At 73.4% G+C, this 20,224-nt stretch carries 18 protein-coding genes and 1 tRNA gene; 9 read left to right on the top strand and 10 right to left on the bottom strand.

Annotation, left to right across the window (positions count from 1 at the left end; genetic code table 11):
• Positions 1 to 92: 92 nt before the first annotated feature.
• Together AC0OO9_RS07145 and AC0OO9_RS07150 are read right to left on the bottom strand one after the other, a co-directional pair.
• Positions 93 to 1,352 carry an FAD-binding protein gene (locus tag AC0OO9_RS07145; RefSeq protein WP_484516457.1) on the bottom strand — a complete coding sequence of 420 codons (1,260 nt, stop codon included), beginning with the start codon at positions 1,350 to 1,352 and terminating at the stop codon, positions 93 to 95.
• The gene (locus AC0OO9_RS07150) at positions 1,349 to 1,903 is read right to left on the bottom strand and encodes a hypothetical protein (protein WP_484516458.1); all 555 of its coding nucleotides are present in this window, start codon (positions 1,901 to 1,903) and stop codon (positions 1,349 to 1,351) included. Before AC0OO9_RS07150 ends, AC0OO9_RS07145 begins: the two co-directional genes overlap by 4 nt.
• A gap of 75 nt (positions 1,904 to 1,978) precedes the next feature.
• Between AC0OO9_RS07150 and AC0OO9_RS07155 the strand changes: the two genes are divergently transcribed.
• Positions 1,979 to 2,182, top strand: coding sequence for a hypothetical protein (locus AC0OO9_RS07155; RefSeq protein WP_484516460.1), 204 nt, complete (start codon positions 1,979 to 1,981; stop codon positions 2,180 to 2,182).
• 95 nt (positions 2,183 to 2,277) lie between these two features.
• Here AC0OO9_RS07155 and AC0OO9_RS07160 read toward each other — a convergent pair whose 3' ends face one another.
• Entirely contained in the window at positions 2,278 to 3,207 is a 930-nt protein-coding gene (locus tag AC0OO9_RS07160; protein WP_484516461.1) for an LLM class F420-dependent oxidoreductase, read from the bottom strand.
• Positions 3,208 to 3,381: 174 nt separating this feature from the next.
• Between AC0OO9_RS07160 and AC0OO9_RS07165 the strand changes: the two genes are divergently transcribed.
• The gene (locus AC0OO9_RS07165) at positions 3,382 to 4,539 is read left to right on the top strand and encodes an acyl-CoA dehydrogenase family protein (protein WP_484516463.1); all 1,158 of its coding nucleotides are present in this window, start codon (positions 3,382 to 3,384) and stop codon (positions 4,537 to 4,539) included.
• Between the two features lie 91 nt (positions 4,540 to 4,630).
• On the opposite strand, the gene AC0OO9_RS07170 is transcribed toward AC0OO9_RS07165, so the two are convergent.
• The 3 genes from AC0OO9_RS07170 to AC0OO9_RS07180 form a co-directional block, all read right to left on the bottom strand.
• Positions 4,631 to 5,311 carry a hypothetical protein gene (locus tag AC0OO9_RS07170; RefSeq protein ID WP_484516464.1) on the bottom strand — a complete coding sequence of 227 codons (681 nt, stop codon included), beginning with the start codon at positions 5,309 to 5,311 and terminating at the stop codon, positions 4,631 to 4,633.
• A gap of 176 nt (positions 5,312 to 5,487) precedes the next feature.
• Complete coding sequence (locus AC0OO9_RS07175; protein ID WP_484516466.1) at positions 5,488 to 6,525, bottom strand: hypothetical protein; 1,038 nt, start codon at positions 6,523 to 6,525, stop codon at positions 5,488 to 5,490.
• Positions 6,525 to 6,794: a hypothetical protein gene (locus tag AC0OO9_RS07180; protein WP_151453705.1), complete on the bottom strand. Its 270-nt coding sequence runs from the start codon at positions 6,792 to 6,794 to the stop codon at positions 6,525 to 6,527. Before AC0OO9_RS07180 ends, AC0OO9_RS07175 begins: the two co-directional genes overlap by 1 nt.
• A 475-nt stretch (positions 6,795 to 7,269) precedes the next feature.
• On the opposite strand from AC0OO9_RS07180, the gene AC0OO9_RS07185 reads away from it, so the two are divergent.
• Positions 7,270 to 9,528: a DUF4153 domain-containing protein gene (locus AC0OO9_RS07185; protein WP_484516467.1), complete on the top strand. Its 2,259-nt coding sequence runs from the start codon at positions 7,270 to 7,272 to the stop codon at positions 9,526 to 9,528.
• An 84-nt stretch (positions 9,529 to 9,612) separates the two neighbouring features.
• Here the strand turns inward: AC0OO9_RS07185 and AC0OO9_RS07190 are convergent, their stop codons facing one another.
• Together AC0OO9_RS07190 and AC0OO9_RS07195 are read right to left on the bottom strand one after the other, a co-directional pair.
• Entirely contained in the window at positions 9,613 to 10,422 is an 810-nt protein-coding gene (locus AC0OO9_RS07190) for a hypothetical protein (RefSeq protein WP_484516469.1), read from the bottom strand.
• Between the two features lie 162 nt (positions 10,423 to 10,584).
• Positions 10,585 to 11,379, bottom strand: coding sequence for a class I SAM-dependent methyltransferase (locus AC0OO9_RS07195; protein ID WP_484516471.1), 795 nt, complete (start codon positions 11,377 to 11,379; stop codon positions 10,585 to 10,587).
• 164 nt (positions 11,380 to 11,543) lie between these two features.
• On the opposite strand from AC0OO9_RS07195, the gene AC0OO9_RS07200 reads away from it, so the two are divergent.
• From AC0OO9_RS07200 to AC0OO9_RS07215, 4 genes are all read left to right on the top strand, one after another.
• Positions 11,544 to 11,849, top strand: a complete 306-nt coding sequence (locus AC0OO9_RS07200; RefSeq protein ID WP_484516473.1) for a DUF6403 family protein — start codon at positions 11,544 to 11,546, stop codon at positions 11,847 to 11,849.
• Positions 11,831 to 13,216, top strand: a complete 1,386-nt coding sequence (locus tag AC0OO9_RS07205; RefSeq protein ID WP_484516475.1) for a hypothetical protein — start codon at positions 11,831 to 11,833, stop codon at positions 13,214 to 13,216. The genes AC0OO9_RS07200 and AC0OO9_RS07205 overlap by 19 nt, the downstream gene beginning before the upstream one ends.
• Positions 13,213 to 14,205 (top strand): hypothetical protein, encoded by a 993-nt coding sequence (locus AC0OO9_RS07210; protein ID WP_484516476.1) that lies wholly within the window; start codon positions 13,213 to 13,215, stop codon positions 14,203 to 14,205. Before AC0OO9_RS07205 ends, AC0OO9_RS07210 begins: the two co-directional genes overlap by 4 nt.
• Before the next feature lie 291 nt (positions 14,206 to 14,496).
• Positions 14,497 to 15,273 (top strand): DJ-1/PfpI family protein, encoded by a 777-nt coding sequence (locus tag AC0OO9_RS07215; protein ID WP_484516478.1) that lies wholly within the window; start codon positions 14,497 to 14,499, stop codon positions 15,271 to 15,273.
• An 89-nt stretch (positions 15,274 to 15,362) separates the two neighbouring features.
• Here AC0OO9_RS07215 and AC0OO9_RS07220 read toward each other — a convergent pair whose 3' ends face one another.
• Positions 15,363 to 18,740, bottom strand: coding sequence for an NACHT domain-containing protein (locus AC0OO9_RS07220; RefSeq protein ID WP_484516480.1), 3,378 nt, complete (start codon positions 18,738 to 18,740; stop codon positions 15,363 to 15,365).
• 466 nt (positions 18,741 to 19,206) lie between these two features.
• Here AC0OO9_RS07220 and AC0OO9_RS07225 point away from each other — a divergent pair, with 466 nt between their 5' ends.
• Entirely contained in the window at positions 19,207 to 19,485 is a 279-nt protein-coding gene (locus AC0OO9_RS07225; RefSeq protein WP_484516482.1) for a type II toxin-antitoxin system Phd/YefM family antitoxin, read from the top strand.
• On the top strand, positions 19,482 to 19,892 hold the full coding sequence (locus AC0OO9_RS07230) for a type II toxin-antitoxin system VapC family toxin (protein ID WP_484516484.1): 411 nt from the start codon (positions 19,482 to 19,484) through the stop codon (positions 19,890 to 19,892). The genes AC0OO9_RS07225 and AC0OO9_RS07230 overlap by 4 nt, the downstream gene beginning before the upstream one ends.
• A gap of 226 nt (positions 19,893 to 20,118) precedes the next feature.
• On the opposite strand, the gene AC0OO9_RS07235 is transcribed toward AC0OO9_RS07230, so the two are convergent.
• Positions 20,119 to 20,192, bottom strand: a tRNA-Ile gene (locus tag AC0OO9_RS07235).
• Between the last annotated feature and the right edge of the window lie 32 nt (positions 20,193 to 20,224).

The following is a 20,224-nucleotide window of genomic DNA, read 5'->3' on the forward strand; positions in this document are numbered from 1 at the left end:
GCAACCACGGGAACCCTGCTGTCGGAAAGCCGTCGGAGGTGTCGAGGCAAACATCCGACACTTGACCGGACCGCTCCCCCGGCCTCCGCCCGTCAGGGCCGCGGGAGGTACGCGTCGAGCAGGTCGGTGCGGAACGTGCCGGCCGGGTCGAGCCGGCACGCCAGGTCGAGGAAGTCGGCGTACCGGGGCAGGGCCGCGGCGACCGCCGCCGGGGCGAGGCCGAAGACCTTCCCCCAGTGCGGGCGCGGCGCGAACGGCGCGAGCCGCTGCTCCACCGCCGCCACCACCGGCAGCACCACCGCCGCGTCGGCGGTCCAGGTGAAGTGGATGGCCAGGCTGTCCCGCCCGTGGTTCGGGCTGAGCCACAACCCGTCGGCGGCCACCGCCCGCAGCTCGCAGACCTGGAGCACCGGCGCGATCAGGTGCGCCACCGGATCGAGCGCGGCCAGCGCTGCCGACGCCGAGCCGCGCGGCACGTGGTACTCCGACTGCAACTCCGCCCCGCTGCTGGGCGTGAACTCCAGCCGGAAGTGCGGCAGCCGTTCGTGCCACGGGCCCGGCTCGCCGAGCTGTGCGGTGCAGTTCCGCGCGGGCATGCCCGGCACCGGGTGCCGCGGCGCGTCGGCCGCCGTCGTGCCGAGCCAGTCCGCCGGGAGCGGGGCCGCGTCCGCGCGCTGCTTGACCCACACCTCCCGCAGCCGCGGCGACCGCCAGTCGGTGAAGACGCTGACGCTGTACGCCGAGGCGAACGCCGCGTCCAGCGCCGCGCGGGGCAGGCCGAGGCGGACGTGCTGGCGGATCTCGAAGGTCGGCACCACGTCCAGGGTGACCCGGGTGACGACGCCCAGCGCGCCCAGCGACACGACCATCCCGGCGAAGGTGTCCCCGTCGGCCGCCCGGTCCACGGTCAGCAGGTCGCCGCCGGCGGTGACCAGTTCCAGCCCGGCGACCGCGCTGGCCAGGTTGCCGATCGTCTCCCCCGAGCCGTGGGTGCCCGTGGCGACCGCCCCGGCGACCGAGATGTGCGGCAGCGAGGCGAGGTTGGCCAGGGCGTACCCGCGTGCGTGCAGCCAGGCCGCGAGGTCCCCGTACCGCATGGCGGCCGGCACGGTGACGGTCCGGCGGTCCGGGTCGAGCGCGACGGTCGCGGGCAGCCCGGCCAGCGAGACCAGGTCGCCGGTGGTGTCGCCGAGGCGGTTGAACGAGTGCCCGGTGCCCACCACCCGGAGCCGGTCGCTGCCCGCCACCAGCCGGCGCAGCTCGTCGAGCGAGGAGGGGCGGTGGTGGCGGCGGGCGGCGTAGCGGACGTTGCCCGCCCAGTTGTGCCGCGGCCCGGCCCCGGCGGTGGTCACGGGGTGCGGTGGCGGTCGGCGGCCGGGGCCCCGCCGAGCGCGTCGACGAAACGGTCCCCGGCGTGCCGGGTCAGCGCCGCCGCCACCTCGGCGGGCCTCTCCCGGACCCGCGTCAGGTCCAGCAGCTCCACCGCGGCCCGGCCGTCGACCGGGTGGTGCGCGTCGGCCGGCAGGTCGACCAGCGCGCCCGGCGCGGGGACCAGCAGCAGTCGCGGCGTCGACGGCAGCCCCTGCCGGGCGGGCGGCCGGGCCAGCGCCAGCGCCGCGACCTCCGCCCACGCGATCGTGCGGCGCAGCCCGGGGCGGCGGACGCTCAGGCCGTCGGCGCCGATGACGAACCGGAACGGGCGCAGCAGGCCGACCAGCACGCCCGCACCCAGCAGCACGGCGCCGACGGCGACCAGCCGGCGCAGCAGCACGTGCTCCCCCGGCAGCGCCAGCAGCACCCCGCCCCCGATCACGCAGGCCAGGGGCAGCACCAACGCCCCCCGGTTGCGGTGCAGTTCCATGTCGTACCCCCGTTCGACACCGCGGTCGTCGGGACGCATCATCCGACGAGCAGGGCGGGACGGAAAACCGGTCGATCGGGCACGGTTACCGCGCCCCCGTCGGGGAACCCTACGCCGATGAGCAGCTACCGCGATCCCGCCCCGCGGGGCGACGTGTTCCCCTCCGAGGAGGAGATCGACCCGACCGGCATCGGACCGGTGTCGTCGGCCGGGGCGTACCCGGCGGGCACCACGCCCCGCCCCAAGCCGGCGCCGCCGCCGACGCCCCCGCCGCACCCGGTGCCCCATCCGGGGCCGGCGCCCCGGGTGGGCCACGCCTGACGGCCGGTACGACGGGGGCCGCCGCCCCGCGCGACTTCCCGCCGTCGTGGGTGCATGGAGTCGACGCGGTGGTGGGGCGGCGGTTGCCCGCCGGCTCAGAGCTGGGGCTTCACCTCGGCGGCGACCAGCTCCAGGTGGTCGAGGTCGGCCAGGTCGTGCACCTGGAGGTAGATCCGCTCACTGCCGATCTCGGCGTACCGGCCGATCTTGTCGACCACCTCGGCGGGGGTGCCCGCGAGGCCGTTCTCGCGCAGCTCGTCCGGCTCCCGGCCGATCGCGGCGGCCCGCCGGGCCACCTCGGCGTCGTCGCGCCCGCAGCAGAGCACCAGGGCGTTGGACCAGCGCAGCTCGCCCGGGTCGCGGCCGGTCTCGGCGCAGGCGGCCCGGACCCGGTCGAACTGGGCGGCGGAGTCCTCGATCGAGGCGAACGGCAGGTTGAACTCGTCGGCGTAGCGGGCGGCCAGGCGGGGCGTGCGCTTCGGGCCCATGCCGCCGAGCAGGATCGGCGGGCGCGGGTCCTGCACCGGCTTCGGCAGGGCCGGCGAGTCGCCGACCGGGTAGTACGTCCCGGCGAAGTCGAAGGTCGCGCCGGGCGGCGTCGCCCAGAGCCCCGTGACGACCGCGAGCTGCTCCTCCAGCCGGTCGAAGCGCTCCCCCAGTGACGGGAAGGGAATCCCGTACGCGGTGTGCTCCTCGGCGTACCAGCCGGCGCCGATGCCCAGCTCGACCCGGCCGCCGCTCATCTGGTCGACCTGCGCGACGGTGATGGCCAGCGGGCCGGGCAGCCGGAAGGTGGCGGCGGTCATCAGCGTGCCCAGCCGGATCCGCCGGGTGTCCCGGGCCAGGCCGGCGAGCGTGGTCCACGCGTCCGTCGGGCCGGGGTCGCCGCTCACCGCGCCCATCTTCAGGTAGTGGTCGGAACGGAAGAAGGCGCCGTAGCCGGCCTCCTCCGCGCAGCGGGCCACGGCGAGCAGGTCGTCGTACGTCGCGCCCTGCTGGGGTTCGGTGAAGATCCGCAGTTCCATGCTTCGAGCATAGGGAGCGGGTCGGGTCGGCGTGCCGTTCCGGCCCTTCCCCGGGCGGCGGCGTCGGGCGGATGCCCACCGCGCGAAGTGGCGGGGATCCGATAGCGGCGAGCCTGGCCCCGGGTCGTCCGCCGGTCCAGAGTGGAGGCCGAGCGACGAGGCGAGGAGGAACCCATGGAGGACCAGCACCCCGACGGGCTGACGGGGGCGGTGGACGCACTGCTCCCGGAGGTGTCCCGCCGGGCCGGGGAGATCGAGGCGGCCCGGGGGCTGCCCGCCGATCTGCTCGACTCGCTGCGGGCGGCCGGCTGCTTCCGGATGTTCGTCCCCCGCAGCCACGGCGGGTACGAGGCGGACCTGCACACCGGGCTGCGGGTGCTGGAGTCGCTGGCCCGGGCCGACGGCTCCACCGGGTGGACGGTGATGATCGGCGCCGAGACGCCGCACCTGGTGGCGATGCTCTCCCGCGACCGGTTCGACAAGTTCTACGCCGACGGTCCGGACGTGGTCGTCGGGGGCGGGTTCGCCCCGCAGGGGCGCGCCGAGGCGGTCGACGGCGGCTTCCGGGTCACCGGTCGGTGGGCGTTCGCGAGCGGCGCCCGGCACGCCGACTGGATCTTCGGCAACTGCGTGCTGGCCGGGGACGCCGGGCCGGCGGGGGCACCGCCGGCGATGCGCTCCATGCTCTTCCCGGCCTCCCGGGTCACCGTGCACGACACCTGGCACGTGCTCGGCCTGCGCGGCACCGGCAGCCACGACATCGAGGTGGCGGACGCCTTCTGCCCCACGGAGGAGAGCTTCGACCTGTTCACCGGCGTGCCCTGCGTGCCGGGGCCGGGCTTCGTGGCGCCGCTGGTCCACTTCGTCCTGCACCTCGGCGCGGTGGCGGTCGGCATCGCGCAGGGCGCGCTGGACGACATGGTCGCGCTGCTCGAGGGCGGCCGGCAGCGGCTCTACGCCCGGCAGTCGCTCGCCGACTCGCCGGCCTTCCGCCTCCAGCTCGGCCGCGCCGACCTGGACGTACGGGCCGCCCGGGCGCTGCTGCGGGACCTGGCCGACGAGCTCTGGGCGGCCTGCGCCACCGATCCGGCGGCGATCCCCGCGCTGCACCCGCGGATCTCCGCCGCGCTGCCCTGGGTGACGGAGCGGGCAGCCGCCGCGGTCGACACCTGCTACCGGGCGGCCGGCGGCGGGGCGGCCCGGGACTCGTCGTCGTTGCAGCGCCGGTTCCGCGACATCCACACGTTCAGCCAGCACGCGGCGGCGGCCGAGGGCTGGCTCGCCAACAACGGCGCGCGGGTGCTCGGCCGGCCGGTGGAGCTGGCCTACTGACGCCGGGGTGGAGCCGCGCGTGCGCCCGGCTCGGGCGGGTGTCCCGGCTTCCGACCGGAGCCGGGGCACCCGTCCGCCGTCGATCGACGGATCAGCAGCGCTGCCGCTGCCCCGTGTAGTGCACGCCGACCTTGCCCACCACGGTCAGGTCGGTCAGGGCGGTGTTCGCACCACGGGACACGTAGCACGAGTAGCGGTGCTGGTTGATGACTTCGAGGTGGATGTGGACCCCGCTGTCACCGTTGACCTGGTAGCAGCTGGACCAGCGGAAGCGGCCCGTCTCGCCGAGCTTGGTCCACGGACCGACCGAGGCGCCGACGACGATGCCGCCGGGCTTGTTGTTCACGTGCATCACGTCCGCCCGGCCGAGGATCTGCCCGGTCGTGGTGTCCCGGGCCTCGAGCCCGATGCGGTAGCCGCCGTCGGCGAGATTGCGGGTCGCGCAGCCGGCCTGGACGGTGACCACCTTGACGGCGACCGGGTGCCCGGAAGCGGTCTTGGTGCCGAACGGCGAGACGATCGTGGCGCCCGGGCTGCGGTAGATGTCGACGGCCCAGTCGTTGGGGTAGCCCCAGTGGCCGAAGACGATGTGGTGCGAGGTCGGCCCGGAGAGACCGAACCGGTCCCAGGTGGACGAACCCTGGATCGGCGGATAGACGTTTACCGTGTCCGCTTCAGGATGCGCCTGTGCGGCGCCGGCCGGGGCGACCACGGCGCCGACCGCGAGCACGAGGGCGGCCATCGCAGGGGCGAGACGACGACTGAACTTCACATGATCTCCATGGCTGTCCTGGCGCAGCGGGCTCGGTGGACATCGCACCGGGAGGCGCACGAGCGGGCCTGCGCGCGATCCGGCGGATCTTATACCACCATCGATGGACCTCATGATCGACGTCTATCCTTCCGCCGCCGGGCTCCCCGGCTCCCGGCGGACCTCCGGCCGGCCGCTCAGACGTACGGCCGGGTGGCGTACGCCGCCTTCAGCGCGGCCAGCCCCGTCGACTTCGGCGACAGGGTGCCCCAGCCCGAGTTGAAGTAGTTGGTCCGCGCGATCCGGGGTCCCCGCTCGGCGTTGAGCTGGGCGATGGCGGCCGGGACGGTGGCGATCCAGCCCGCCTGGTCCGGCACCTCCGCCACCCGTACGCCCCACTCGGCGATGATCACCGGGCGGGAGAGAGCGACCGGGCCGAGGTCGGCCACCGCCCAGTCCTTCGCCCGGCGGAACCGGGCCAGCGCCGTGTGGGTGGGGCTGGTGGCGTAGGCGTTCCACTGGAGGAAGTCGAGCCTGGCCATCAGCGACTCCGGGTGGGTGCGCTGGAAGCAGGCCCGGTCGAAGCCGCCCACCCCGACCGAGAACGTCGTGCCGGCGGGCAGTTGGCGGGCCTTGAACCAGTTCACGATGTACGTCATCGCCTGCACCGCACGGGCGTCCGACTGCGCCCACGGGTAGGTGACGCCGGACTCGGTGGTGCCGAACTCGTGGTCGGTGTCCAGCTCGGAGGCGAGCTGGATGTTCACCCCGAAGCCCATGGTCCGGTACTGGGACAGGGCGCGGGCGAAGAGCCCGTCGCAGTGCCCGGCCAGGACCTGGCTGTAGCCGTACGCCCGGGGCCAGGTCGTGCCCGGACGCTGCTGGATGGTCATCGCGGGCGCCGGGACGGTGTAGGTCACGCCGTCCACGGTGAAGGTCTGCGGCCCGGCGTTGGGCGCGCCGTAGTGCTTCAGCTCCAGCACCATGTTGATCTGCATCCCGGCCCTGCCGAGCGTGACGAGCCACGGCCGTTGGTAGCCGGGGAAGATGTAACCGTCGGCGAAGCTGCGGTACTGGGTCAGCGAGCGGAAGTTGCCGCCGGCCATGTCGGCCGTCGGGTCGGCGCCGCCGGAGAGGTAGTAGCCGCCCAGCACCGGCGGCGCGATCGTGTAGTCGGCGGTCGCGGTGGCGGTACGCCCGCCGTTGTCGCGCACCGTGACGGTGACCCGGGGCATCACGCCACCGCCCGGTAGACGGCGACGGACCCGTTGTCCGACGCCCTGGTCCAGGTGCGGCCGGAGTCGTCGGTGACGGTGAGGGTGAGCGGGTCGATGACGGCGGTGACCTTGACCGGCGCGCTGCTGTTGCCCTGCGCGTCGGTCACCACGATCGTGACGGTCACCGGCTTGGTGTCGGCGTCGCCGTAGGTGACCGTCAGGATCATCTGGTCGCCGGGTGAGTAGGTGGAGGCGTTCAGGGAGGCGGTGGCGGTGGGAGCGGCCATTGCCGGCTCCTCTCGTGCTCGGTGACCGGACCGACCGGCTGGGAGCAGGGCCGGTTCCGGTGGGCAGGATGGGACGGGCGACGCCCGGGCACCCGGGACGTGACTGCCGGATCGCGACCTCGCGCTGCGTGGGCGGACGGCGCTGCGCTACGCCGCGGCCGTCGCGGGGTCGGTTCGGTGATGGCGGTGTCGGCGGGGACGATGCTGTCCCCGCCGGGCCCGAGGAATGGGTTGTGGCCCGCCATCCTCACGCCTCTGACCTGCTACAACAGTGCGCCGGAGAGGCGATCGGCGTCCTGTCCGTTATCGGACGGCTGATCCCTGAGGACAGCACTTGCGGAAACTCTGGTGATATGCCGAATGAGTCCGCTTCGCCTTTCCCGTTCGCCACCTCGGTGCCGGCTGGCACGCGGGGCGGCGGAAACGCCGGAGTCGGCCGTACAGTGTGCCGACCGTTCTAACGAGGAGGGGTTCCGTGACCCAGCCACCACCGGTGCCGGGCCCTCCGGGCTCCGGCGAGGCGCCCGGCAGCACCGACGGTGACGACCCCCGAGACGCGACGCCGCACCTGCTCGTCATGCCGTCCATCGAGGGCGCGCCGCCCCCGATGGTGTGGCCCGGGGCGGAGGGCGCCCCCGCCTGGGCGATCCCCGTCAGCATCCCGGCCGGGACGCGCGGCTACGCGGTGTTCATCCCGCTGGTGCCGGCCGCCCCCACGGCGGCTGCGGTCGCCTCCGACCCGCCGGCCCCGGCACCGGCCGTCCCCGCCGCCGGACCGGCCGAGGCGACCGCCACGAGCATGCCGACGGTCGTCGTCGAGCCGGCGAGAAACATCCCAACGCAGACCGTCAGGATGGCGGCGGCGGACGCCGCGGCACCGACTGCCGCGCCGCCACCTGACGCCGTCAGCCCGCCGCCGGAGGGCACCGACGCCGCACCGACCACCACCGCCCCCGCTGCGCCAACCACGAACGGGCCCACCAGCGAGGCGACCCCCGACACCGGGACGCCCGCGACCGCCACGCCGTCCCCCGCAGGAGCACCGGTTGTCACGGCGGCGGCCACCGCTGGAGCACCGGCCGCCGCGTCGGCGGGCACCGGCGCATCCGCTGCCCGCCCGCCCGCGACCACCGTCCAGCAGCCCGCCGCCGCGCCGCTGCCGGCGCCGTACCGGATCGGGGTGCCGGCCGGCGCGCCGGCGCCGTACCGCGGCTACCAGCCGGTCCCGCGCCCGCCGTCGTTCCTCGACACGCGCTGGCCGGGGCCGGCGCCCACCCAGGACCGGGCCGTACCGCTCGCGGTCCTCGCCGGAGCGTTGGGCCTGGCGTTCTTCGTACCGCTCACCCGCACCGGCATCGGCTGGTTCCTCGGCTGGCTCGCCCTGACCGTCGCGGTGGTCCTCGCGGTCCGGCGGACGGGTGCGGAACTGCCGCGCGCCGACCGGCTGATCCGCGCCGGCTGGGCGGTGGCGGCCCTGGCGCTGCTGTCGGTCCTGGCCTTCCGCAACGCCTGGTGGCTGGTGACGTTCTGCGTGCTCGGCGCGCTCTGCTGCGCGACCCTCGCGATCGTGGGCGGCCGGCTCGTCCGCTCCATCCTGTTCAGCCTGGTGGCGGCCCCCTTCGCGGCGTTGCGGGGGCTGCCGTGGGTGCGTGGGCACCTGCACGCCCCGGCGAACCCGCACCTGGCCCGCCGGGTCGTCGGGTCGGCCGCCGCCACCGTGGCCGCGCTGATCGTCTTCGGCGCGCTCCTGTCCTCGGCCGACGGCGCCTTCTCCGTGATGCTCGGCGAGCTGGTTCCCGAGGTCGACGGCGGCGCGACGTTCCGTTGGATCCTCCTCGCCGCCGTGGGCGGGCTCTGCGCCGTCGCCGCCGTCTACACGCTGGCCGCGCCGCCCGACCTGTCGACGATGGACCGGCCCGGCACGCGCCGATTCGGCCTCGTGGAGTGGGCGCCGGTCATCAGCGCCCTGACGCTGCTCTTCGGCGGCTTCGTGGCGGTGCAGTTCACCGTCCTGTTCGGTGGACAGCGACACGTGCTGCGCACCGCCGGCCTCAGCTACGCCGAGTACGCCCGCAGCGGGTTCTGGCAGCTCGTCGTCGTCACCATGCTGACGCTGGCGGTGCTCGGCGGGGTGGCCCGCTGGGCGCGACGGGACCGGGCCGTCGAGCGCCACCTGCTGCGGGTCCTGCTGGGCCTGCTCAGCGTGCTCAGCTTCGTCATCGTGGGGTCGGCGCTGTCCCGCATGTACACGTACCAGAAGGCGTACAGCTTCACCGGCGAGCGGCTCTTCGTGATGGCGTTCGAGCTGCTGCTCGGCACCGTGTTCCTGATGATCCTGGTGGCCGGGCTCCGCTGGCGCGGCGCCTGGATCCCCGGCACGACGGTGGCGCTCGCCGTGGTGATGCTGCTGGGCCTGGCCGTGCTCAACCCGGAGGACTACGCCGCCCGCCGCAACATCGCCCGGTACGAGCAGACGGGGAAGATCGACGCCTGGTACCTGCGGGCGCTCTCGGCCGACGCGACGCCGGCGCTGGCGGGCCTGCCCGATCCGGTGCGCCGCTGCACGCTGAGCTGGGTCGCCAAGGACCTCGACGAGCCGGACCCCTGGTACGCCTGGAACCTGGGCCGGATCCGGGCGCGCGCCGCGCTCGACCGGGCCGGGCCGGGCGCGGTCGGCGGTCCACGCGACTGCCGGGCCGCCGACCAGTTCGACCTGCCGAAGCGCCGCCGCTGACGGGCCCGCCGTCCCCGGGTAGGTCCGGGGACGGCGGGACTGCCGGGCCGGCGGGCCGGGTGCGTCCGCCGGGTGCCGGTCTCCTCACCAGGGCTCGGGGATGCCCACCGCGAGGCAGCGCTGGGTGCCGGGGACCGGCTGGTAGCAGGCGGACGCCTCCAGGTTGTTGGTCAGGTCGGAGCGGGAGAAGGACGTGCTGCCGCCGTTGACGCAGGTGCCGCCGCTGGTGGACATACCGCCGGTGACCTTGGCCGTGGCGCAGCCGACCGTGGCGGCGGTCTTCTCCACCGTGTTCAGCGAGGAGCGCTGGTCCGCGTACTGGTGGGCGCCGTAGCCGGTCAGCCGCACGCCGGGACGGGTGACCGTGTACTGGAACGCCGTCGACGTGTAGTACGACCAGCTGGCGCCCGTGCCCACGGTGCGCAGCTCCGGATCGGCGGACGAACCGGGAACGAACATGGCGAAGCCCTTGTCGTGGGTGCTCGTGCCCGCGATCATCCGGTAGACGATCACCAGCAGCCCCTGGCTGTAGCTGCCGGTGGAGTAGGTCAGGTAGCTGCCACTGCCGCAGGTGGTCCGGTCGGCGACGTAGCCGACGCCGTTGGCGTAGAGCATCACCCTGGCGCAGCGGCCGTCGTCGGCGGTGTCCTCGATCGTACCGACCGTGGTGCTGGTGCCGGAGTTGTCGGTGGCGTAGCCGGTCAGCCGGACGCCGGGCAGCGTGCCGGCGTACTGGTAGGCGGTGGGATGGTAGTAGCTCCACGAGGCCGACCAGCCGCTGCCGGAGGGCAGCGCGAGCGCCGGCGAGGCGGGCAGCAGTGCGACGACCAGCGCGGCGGCCAGGGCCGCGAACAGCGTCACCCGGGTCGACCGCCATCGGAAACGGGCCTTCATCGGTCCTCCGATCTCCACGACGGGCGGGACACCCGGCGTCACGGATCAGGTTGACCGAGGACGTCGGCGGCGGGTACCGCTGGGTCTCGAAGCGGACAGCCGGACGGCCTCACCCCGGCTGCGCGCCCCCGACCGCGAAGGCCCGGCGGGCACCTGCGGTGCTCAGGCCGGCGCCGCGCCCCGGACGGCCCAGGCCCGGGCGGTGAGCCGGATCGAGCCGTCCGGTGCCACGGGCAGGCGGGCCGAGAGCAGATCGCGCAGGCGGGCGCGCTGCGGCGCCGTCAGGGAGGCGACGTACGAGGGGGCGGGGCCCTGCCCGCCCAGGAACGGCGTCCAGTAGTCGTCGACGTCCGCGAACACCATGGGCACGTCGACGGGCCGGAGCGCCACCGCCGTCAGGCCCGCGTCGGTCCACATCCCGCGCAGGGAGTCCGGGTCGCACCCCGCGAAGCGGCGGCCCTCGTCCCGCTCGGCCACGGCCGGGTCGAGCAGGGCGGCGGCGTCCCAGAAGTGCCGCAGCAGCGCCATGCCGCCGGCGTAGTCCCAGACGTAGGCGGCGGCCACTCCGCCGGGGCGGACGACCCGGGCGAACTCGGCGACGGCGCGCGCCGGCTCGGGCACGAAGTTGACCGCGAGGCCGCTGACGACGACGTCGACGCAGCAGTCGGGCAGGGGCAGCGCCCGGGCGTCGCCGACCTGGAAGGCCACCCGTTCGTCGCGGACGGCCGCGCGGGCGTACGCGACGAAGCCCGGCGAGCTGTCGACGCCCGAGACGTACGCCGGGCCCCCCAGTGCCAGCACGGTCGACGTGAGCGCGCCCGTGCCGCAGCCCACGTCGAGCCAGCGGTGGTCCGGTGGCACAGCCAGCCACCGCAGGAACTCCCGCGCGACGGGGCGGCTCCACCGGCCCACGTACGCCTCGTAGGCCCTGCCGTCCGCCCAGACCGGGTGCGCCATGCGGAGACGATACGACGCCCCGGCGTGCCGGGCCGACCGCAGGCCAGGGCCGGTGGGGCTGGTGCGCACCGATTCGCCTCGATGAGCCAGACTCGGTCGTACCCCTGCCTGCCCCGACGGCTCCCGAGCGCACCCCCGTACCCCTCGCCCGATGGTTGGAGCGCATGTCCCACACCCTCCTCGCCTGGTTGGTCGGCGGCGTCCTGCTGGTGGGCGCGGGCTTCGCGACGACCCTGCTGCCCCGGTGGCGGGCGCGGGGGCGGGAGCGCCGGACCGCCTGGTCCGCCGCCCGCGCGGCCATCGACAGCGCGGCCGTCAGCCGGGACGCGGCGGCGACCCGGGTGCCGCAGGCCGAGCAGTTGCTGGCCCGCGCCGAGTCCATCGCCGCCGGGCACGGCGGGGCGTCCGCAGCCCGGGAGGCGGCGCAACACGCGAGGGAGGCCGACCGGCTGTGGCGCACGCACCAGTGAAACCCCGCAGGCGATACCGGTACGAGCTGCTGCGCTGGTCGCTGCTCGGCGTCGCCGTGGTCGTCCTGGTCGTCTTCCTGCTCGCCCAGCGGCAGAGCGTCGACGTCAGCTACGGCCGGTCGCCGGCCGCCCCGGCGAAGATCGACGAGGGCTCGGCGGGTGAGCTGAGCGACGCGAGCGTGCCCTCGGTGGACGAGATGACCGCGCTGGTGGCCGCCGACCCCGTGGTGCGGCTCCCCGGCGCGACGGCGCGCTGGAACGAGCAGCGGGTCCGCGAGGCCGCCGGCGCCGAACCCGTCCGCATCCTGGTCGCGCCGCCCGGGCTCGACGAGGACGAACGCGAACGGGTCCGGGACGTGAAGAACGCGACCGTCCGGGTGATCGGCACCGAGGTCAGCGGCGGCATCTACCAGGCCGTACCCGACACCCTGCCCGGCTGGCGCGCCCAGTTCGCCACCGCCGACGTGACAGGCATGCTGGTGGCGTTGATCGCCGCGCTGCGGGACGCGCCCGACCCGCCCGAGCACGACGAGCTGCGATGGCGTGACCCGACCGACCGGGAGCTGGCCGCCGTCGCCGCCGACCTGCGGGCCACCGGCCTGCACCTGGGCGCCGGGGCCACGCTGACCGGCGTCCCCGAGAAGGCCGCGCGCAACGCCTTCCCGGACGGCGCCCGGTACGTGGCGCTGCCCGCGCAGCCGTTCGGCGAGCCGGTGCCCCGGTACGGTCCGGCGCTGGCCGAGCTGTTCCCGAACACGCCGATCGTCGTGATGTACGGCCTCTGGATCGAGTACCACGGCCCGGCGGCCGACGACTTCGCGGAGCTGGCCGGGGCGAGCTTCTACGGCCAGTTCGGCGGTCGGCTGAGCCGGTACGACTACCCCCAGGGCAACATCCTGACGGCGTACCTGAACCGGGTCACCGACCTGCGCTACTCGGGGCTGTTCGACCGCCCGCTGCCGTACCGGCCGATCGACCCGCTGCGGGTGGCGCTGCCCGCCCTGCCGTGGCTCTTCGCGGGCTGCGTGGCGACGTTCCTGATCCTCTCGGTCCGGTCGCTGCGCCGGTCGGAGGCCCTGGTGGTCCGGCGGGGCGACCCCGGGCGGGGTGGCACACCGGCCCGGTTGGCCGGTCTCACCTCGCTCGCCGTCGAGATGTCCCTGCTCACCGACGCCCGCAGCGATCCGGCGCTGACCCGGGGCATCGTCAAGCTCCAGGCCGCCCGCGCCGCGCTCGACGAGGGGCTGCCGGACCGCCACGTGCGGACGTTGCTGGACGAGGCCGTCGACGAGCTGGACGACGGCGCCCGGACGTTGGGCATCGCCAGCTACCGCCCGCACCTCTACCTCCGGGGCAGGTTGTCGTGAGCCAGTCCGTACGACGTCGGCTCGCCGACCTGTTCGGCACGCCCTTCGGCGTCGCCGTCCTGGCCTGCCTGGCGCTGGCCGGCTGGGCGGTGTGGACCGGCGGGGCGCTGGACGGCCCTGTCGCCCGCCACGTGCGCGCCTCCTCCGTGTACGTCGCGCCGGGCGTCGAACTGGACCGCGCAGCGGCCGAACGGATCATCGGCAACCGCCGGCTGGTCGTGCTGATGCTGGCACCGGGCGCCGACCTCAGGCAGGGCTGCCGCCAGGTCGAGCGCGCCGCCGACGGGACCGTCGTGCTGGTGATGAGCCGCGACGGCGACGAGTACGACACCTACGGGTGCGCGCTGCTGCCCGGGCGCGACGACGGGAACTTCGGCCGGGCCTTCGTGGCGGAGATGGCCGTCAGCCGGGGCGTCGACACCTTCGCCGACCGCCCCCTGGAGGCGCTGAAGGTCGTCACCGTCAACTACGACCTGCTGGTGAAGGCCGGCACCGTGCCCGACGGCGCGCGGACGATCAGCCCGTCGCTGCCCCGCTTCCTGCTCGCCACCGCGGCGATCGTGGCCGTCGTCGCCGGGGCGACGGTGCTCTACGTCGGGGGCCGCCGCGCGGGCCGGCTCGCGGACGCCCGTCGCCGCCGCCGCGACGACAACGCCGACGCCCGCAGCGCGCTCAGCGCCGCCGCCGCCGTGCTCGCCCAGCAGATCATCGACCTCGACCGGTGGTACGCCATGGCGCAGCGCCAGGCCTACATCGACGGCGCCAAGGAGACGTTCGGCAGGAAGTACCTGGCGCTGACGTCGGACTACGCCGCGCTGCTCGAACACGTGACGGCCGTGGACGCGGACGACGAGGACGCCGTACGCCGACTCGTCGAACGCGTCGACGCGCTGAGCGGGCGGGCGGCGGCGCTCACCGGGTCGGCGACCGCGAACGGGCCACGCCCGAAGTCCGCCCGGGGCGTCGGCGCACAGCCCTCCGGCGACTGACGACGCTGCCACGATCCGCGCCGACCGCCGCTGGCCCGGTCGACGGCACCGTGCTGTTCACGGCGGTGCCGGCCGTACGGTGCCCGGTCCCCACGGACCGCCCTCCGGCACGTCGGTCGCCCGGTGGTGGGCGGGTCGGCCGGTACACGGAGCGAGATGCCGCACCGGACCCGCCGATCCGGACCGGGGGCCCTCGCATCCGGACCTGCCTCGCGTCGTGCGGAACCGGAGCCGCGGCGTGACCGACCACCGGGACATGCGCAAGCTCAGCCCGACCGAAGGGGGCAATCGATGTTCAGCATGGACGTGAACCGGCGGACGGCGTTGCGGGCGGCGGTGGCCGGCGGGGCCGGCGTCGGCCTGGCCGCCACCGGCCTGGGCGATCCGGCCCGCGCGGAGCGGCCCACCGACCCGGACGGGCCCGCCCGGGGACCACGCATCGCGATCCTGCTCTTCGACGGGATCGCCCCGATCGACGCCATCGGCCCGTACGAGGTGCTGTCCCGGATCCCGGGCGCGTCCGTGGTGACCGTCGGCAAGCGGACCGGCCCGGTCCGGACGGACAACGGCGTGCTCACCCTCGGGGTGGACCGCACGCTCAGCCAGGTGCGCCGCGCCGACGTGCTGCTGGTGCCCGGGGGAAACGTCCGCGGCGTCCAGGCCGATCCCGACACGATCCGCTGGGTCCAGCGGATCCACCGGCACACGACCTGGACCGTCTCGGTCTGCACCGGCGCCCTCGTCCTGGGCACGGCCGGCCTGCTACGCGGGCTGCGCGCGACCACGTACTGGAGCCTGAGGGACCAGCTCGCCCAGTTCGGCGCGACCTTCGTCCCGGGCCGCTACGTCGAGGCGGGCCGGATCATGACCGCCGCCGGCATGTCCGCCGGGATCGACATGTCCCTGCACCTCGCCGCGAAGATCGCCGGCGAACGGATCGCCCAGGCACTCCAACTGGTCGTCGAGTACGACCCCGATCCGCCGTTCGACACGGGCAGCCCCGAGAAGGCCGGCCCGGAACTGGTGCGCCTGGCGCTGGAACTGCTGGGGCAGCCCGCTCCCCGCTGACGGCAGGCCGTACCCGCCGACCCGGGGCGCGTCCATCGCGTCGCCCCGGGTCGACGTACCGCCTCCCGCTCGCGTCCCGGCGGCCATCGTCAGTTGCTCCGGTCAGGCCGGCGATCCTGAACCGGTCCGTCCTCCCGGTGCCGCCCACTCGACAGTGACGAGTAGTAGGCCGGGACAGGGGGACGTCGCTGGTAGTCGTCCGCCAGGATCGCGACGAGAGGCGGGATGGCCGGCCGCATGACCTCGGTGGCCAGGTTCGACAGGCCCTTGATCGGCTGGATGGCTACCTCCCTCCAACGGCCCCGTTGCCGGGCGACGAGGTGACCGACGATCTCCTTGAACGCCTCGGCGTCATCGCCCTGCCACACGGCGAGTCCGACGCGCATCGCGGCGAAGACCTCGGCGATCTCGCGGGCGTCCGTGAGACCCCGTTCGTAGATGCTGAGGAGCCGCGGGTACTCGATGAACAGCTTCGGGTGCTGCGCCACCACCGGGGCGATGCGCACGGCCGCCTGGGTGCTGTTCATCCAGAGCGCGGTCTGGGCCAGCTTCCGTACGTCCTTGTAGTTGAGCCGACCGGCATGGCGGACCAGGTACTCGACGAAGAGGTTCCCCGTCTCCGGCGAGGCTGACGAGGCCGCCGCGTCCATGATGGCCTCGTGGTCGCCGGTCCGTTCGTCGCGGTGCACCAGGGACGACACGATCTTCATGCACACGTCGCCGGTCTCGTCACCCCAGTGGGCGAGGCGACGCCCGTGCAGGGCCGTGGCGCCGAGCAGGAGCTGCAACTCACGCTCGGGATCTCCGGCGAGTCGCGCCTCGTACGGGTGGATGAGCAACCTGTCTATCGGCGCCCGCCGCTTGAGGATGGACGGCACCTCGTCGGCGACGGACAGGTCGATGCTGGACAGCAGCATCGACCACCCGTTGTCGTCGAGTCCGGCGTGCAGGAAGCGCACGGTGGACCGCCACCAGGTCAGCTGGTCGTCCCCCTCGGGCGCGAGTTCGTCGAGCGGAACAGGCCCGTCGCAGAGCTCGGTCAGCAGCGTGAGCAGGTTGCCGAGGTACGCGGCGACCCGGCCGAGCAGGAAACGGCTCGACGGGTTGTAGCCCTCGAAGCGACCCACTCCCTCCCGTTCCTGGCTGAACCGGACGAGGGCCTTCAGCTCCGCGACGATCGCCTGCCGTTGAGCCGTCGGCGCGGCCTCGAAGAGTTCCCGCAGGAACGGCATGATGGCACCGCCGACCGACAGTTGCTGGTGGGACAGCAGCGCGAAGAACTGGTCGTCGGTCCACTCCTGGCCCACCGGCAGCCGACGGCGCGCGTCGGCGAGACCTTTCAGCTGCTCCAGCACGTGGTAGGCGATCAGGTACTCGCCGAACGTCGCGTGCAGGAACTCGTAACTGCTCCCGGAGACCACGCCACTGACGTCGGCCGCGTGGATGAAGAAGAACCGGGCGATGGTGCGGATGGCGGGATCCAGCGGTTGGGCCAGGCGCTTGCGGTGGCTCCCCTGCGCCGCGCCCGCACGCAACATCGGAGCCAGGTCACTGTTGAGGTCCTGGCCGGTGACGGATTGCTGGCCGCGGTTGAACATCGCGAAGGCCGCGATCGCGAGCTGCCAGAGTTCGTGGTCCGCGCGCGCTGCGATCTCCTCGTCCTCGGAGAGGAGGTTCGTGGCCGTCCCTGGCGTCTTCGCGACCTCGCGCGCGATGTAGCCGTTGAGCAACCACTGGTACACCTGGGCCTGCGTGACCTGACCGTCGCCGCCGGTCGGCGGATCCTCCGTGGCGCCGAAGACGGCCAACATGAGGAGCAGGAGCGGCTGGCGCGCGAGCTCGCCCATCGCCCAGACGCTGTCCACCGCGAGCGGCTTCACGGTGCCGTTCGCGATCGGCTCCTGGTTGACCTTGTTCCACATGTCGACCCAGTGATCGACCTGGCTCCGATCGAAGTCTTCGAGCTTGACGACCAGGGAACCCGCCGGAATGTTCGCGATGTCGGCCACGACGGTGCGGGAGGTCACCACCACCGAGACCGGCGAACCGAGCTTGGCCTCCTTCTCCTGGAATTCCCGGACCTCGTGCAGGAATCCCGACTCGGTCGTCCGGGTGGCCTGCATCAGCTCGTCCAGGCCGTCGAGGATCACCACCCTCGTGGCCTCCCGGCTGGCGTCGGACAGGTCCCGCCATCGCACGCCGAGGTGCGTGTCGTCGTCGAGGAAGTCCTGGATCTGTTCGTAGATCTTGGCTGCGGGGTTCCGCACCTGGCGCAACGGCACGCGGACCGTGGTGAAGTGCTCGGGCGGCAGCCGGGCCGCCATGATCTTGGTCAGGAGGGACTTCCCCGCGCCCGGGTGGCCCAGGATGACCAGCGGAAGTTCGGCGCTGCGCGCCGAGGTGAAGTACGCGGCCAGGAAGTGGTCCAGGCGGTGCCCGCGCCGCTGCTGCTCCCACCACTCCTCGTCCCACGCGCGGGAACTGCCGCCCATCACCGCCCACTGGAAGCGTGGGTTGACGTAGCCGGTCTCGGTGTCCGGCATGCTCAGGCCGGACTCCAGGTCGACCTTCGTGACGTGCGCGAGCGGCTCGGACAGGAGCTGACGATTGCGCTGCGCCATGATCGTCCGGCTACGTTCGGTCGGCAGGTCCCTCTCCCGCATCCGGGAGAGGCCGGCGAGAAGTTGCTCCATCAGCGAGAGGGAACGCCGCTGGAACTCCTCGGACCGCTGACGAGCCGACTTCCGGGCCGCCGTCGCGTGTTCGAACTGGTCCAGCAGTGCCCACATGCCGAACTCCGGCACCTCGGCCGCCAGCCGCCGGTAGTCGTTCCGGTAGCGCGTGACGGCCCTGCTCACGACGACCGACGCCAGCGTCCTGCCCTCGTCGGAGGCCCGGATCTCGGGCTCGATCCGCTGCCAGGCGGCGAGCCCCCGGAAGAAGTGCAGGCAGCGCCCCGTCAGGCCTTCGTAGAAGGGAGCCACCGAAGCCGCGAGGTTCTCCTCGAATCCGCAGGCGGCCCACGGCATCGGCACCTGCACGTTCAGCAGGTAGGACACCATGCTCTCGTGGTCGCCGTCGACGCTGCCGGAGACCAGTTGCTGCTTCTCGACCTCGGTGAGGCTGAGCCGCGCGTACTTCTTGCCGACCACCTCGCTGAGGGCGGCGAAGAACGCGCCGGTGACCACGGCGGTGTGTGCCGCCGCGATGAGTTCGTGTCGCTCGCGGCCCCTGGCGCCCAGGCACCGGTCGCGTACGCGGTCGACGGCCGAGGTGAGCTGGCTGACCAGTTCGTTCTTCTGATCGATCCAACCCCACCCGGCTTTGATCGCCGGCACAGCGAAACCGACGGCCCCGCTACCCAGGGCCGCCAGCCCGAGCAGGGTATTCAGCCTGTTGCTCCACTCGGAGTCACGCTGGCCGAGGATCCGACGCGCGGTGTCGAACGACATTGACGAACTGCTCATCGGAATCCCTTCCGCCGCGTACGCGCCGAGGTCGGTGGCCCCTGCCGGGGGGTGAAGCAGAGATCACCGTAATCCGCCTTTTCGTGGCAGAAGCAGGAACGGACAGTCGGCTATCCGCCAGTTCCTCCCGGCACCACGATGTCCGTCGCCGGTGTCGGCTTCATGCTTGCCGGCATCGCGCTGGCGGTCGGGGATGTGATCTACCTTTTCCAGGGGCCATGAGTCGGCCGTGGCGGTGGTGCCGCTGCCGCCTGGTATGGATGGCGTCGACGCCACGCCCGACGTGCGGCCGACGTCCGTGGCATCCCGAGGGCAGGCGGTGGTCGGACGGGGTACCGCGTTGCGGGATCTCCGGAGGGCTCCTGATTGGCTGCCTGGTGCCGTCGCTTCTGTTCTTGGCGAGAAGGAAGCCGCTGGTCACGCGGGCTACTGGAACCGTAGAACATTTAGTTCTACACTTCTGTCCATGGAGCGCATCGGTGTGCGGGAGCTGAACCAGAACACGAGCCAGGTGTTGGCTCGGGTGAGCGGCGGTGAGACCGTCGAGATCACCGACCGAGGTCACCCGATCGCGCGACTTGTTCCAGTACGCGACGACAGGTCGATGCTGGCCAAGCTGGTAGCTGCGGGGCGAGCCGTCGCCCCCACCGGCGGTGGTCCTGTTCCGCTTCCACCGAAGCTCGGCGACGAGGATGTGGACGTGGCCGCCACCCTCACCGCGCTGCGGGATGAGGAGCGCTGGTGATCTACCTCGACTCCGCCGCCGTCGTCAAGCTGGTTCGGCAGGAGGCATGCACCACTGACCTCGTCTCCTGGCTCAACAGCCACGACGACGTGCCGCTGGTTTCCTCTGCCCTCGTCGAGGTGGAAGTGCCCGGAGCGCTGCGCCGGTCAGCTCCGCAAGCCTTGATCGGAGTACCGACGGCCGTCGGACGGCTCTTCCGACTAGAGATCGACAGCACGATCCGCGCGACCGCGGCCGCGTTCGCCGAGCCGACGCTACGCAGCCTCGACGCCATCCACCTCGCCACCGCCCAGGTACTGACCAACGAGTCCGGAACGACACTCATCGCCTTTGTCACCTACGACCGGCGGCTGCTTGAATCGGCCAAGGCCGCAGGACTACCGGTAGCAAGCCCCGGCCAGAACTGACTCGCCGCTCCCGAGGACGGGCACCGGAAGGCGCATCCGCCGCCCCGAAGCCCGGCCTCCGCCCGCATCTCCGCCAGATGTCGAGCTGAACGCGACGAACCCGTGCGGCGCTGCGCGGAACTCGCTCACCTGCTGCCAAGAACGTGAGTCGGGCCGGAGCATGACAGCGAGGCCAGGACATCCGCGGCGACCTGCGCTATGCGGCCCTGGCCCCCTCCGTTCGGGGTGGGGCGGGCGGGACTCGAACCCGCGACCGAGGGATTATGAGTCCCCTGCTCTAACCGGCTGAGCTACCGCCCCATTACCGCGCCGGATCTTATCCCGCCCGGTGG

Source organism: Micromonospora sp. USAFONa4 (genome assembly GCF_057197825.1).